At 33.9% G+C, this 1,101-nt stretch carries 1 protein-coding gene; it reads right to left on the bottom strand.

Annotated elements, in window-relative coordinates; all coding sequences use genetic code 11:
- Positions 1-24 precede the first annotated feature (24 nt).
- A partial coding sequence (locus F6K13_RS34395) for an adenylate/guanylate cyclase domain-containing protein (RefSeq protein ID WP_287290124.1) occupies positions 25-1,101 on the bottom strand: 1,077 nt, incomplete at its 5' end.

Consider the following 1,101-nt stretch of genomic DNA (forward strand, 5'->3'; position numbering starts at 1 on the left):
ACTCTTCCAGTATAACACTAAATTCTATCGCTGTAAAGAAGATTGATATAAATTATCAAGTTGTTCTATAACAGACTGAGGTTTGAAAGTAAAACGGATATAAAAAGTCTTTGATGCTTCTTTTACTTTTAAGACCTTTCCATAAATATGCTCGCTCATAAACGATTTATTGCTAGGATTTAATAAATTAAGTTGGATATTACTGTGAATTAATGGTAGTGAATCTTCTGAAGCATATCTGTTAATCTCTATCTCTGATCCTCTTTGAGAAAGCTTAACTAACTTTCCCTTAAACACAGTATTACTAATATGTTTGCCTTCTACAATTAAATAAAAGATAGGAATTGGTTGTTCTATCGGTAATAGAATTTCCTCTTCTTTCGGCAAAAATAGATTATATTTACCACTAATTCCTCCCACTTCATAAATATTAATTGGATTACTAATACCTTTAGGCTTAATTTCCTTCGTACTATCTATCCTTAATTGTGAGGTACCGACCGCTGCCCTAGTAGCATTAGAAATCAGAATTTGATTTCCAGTGGCATAGCTTTCTATGCGAAAAGCCAAATTAACTTCCCAACCAATAGCAGTATATTCAGTATGTTCTTCAGAGCCAATATTTCCTACTACAGCATCCCCTGTATGAATACCAATACCCATTTCTAAAGTTGGCCACCCTAGAGCTTTGATTTTTTGATTAATAGATTTCATTTCTAACTGCATTGCCAATGCACAGGCCACAGCTCTCTGTGCATCATCTTCCCTAACTATGGGAGCGCCGAATAAAACCATTATTCCATCGCCAAGTAGCTTGTCAATACTACCACCATATTGAGTGATGATTTTTAATATATCTTTGAGATAAATATTAATAATTTCTACAACACTTTCTGGGGATAGTTGCTCAGAAAAGGCCGTAAACCCTCTTAAATCAGAAGTTAATACAGTTATACATTGCCTCTTACCTCCTATTTTTAAACCCTCTTTACTTTCCAATAAATTCTTGACTATTTCATTGGAGTGATAACGAGCAAAAGTTTTTCTAATCAGACTAGCAGTGCCAGCAACATAACCTGTAATGACAAATGAAGAAACTAC

Origin of the sequence: Okeania sp. SIO2B9 (genome assembly GCF_010672505.1) — a bacterium.
Lineage (GTDB): Bacteria > Cyanobacteriota > Cyanobacteriia > Cyanobacteriales > Microcoleaceae > Okeania > Okeania hirsuta.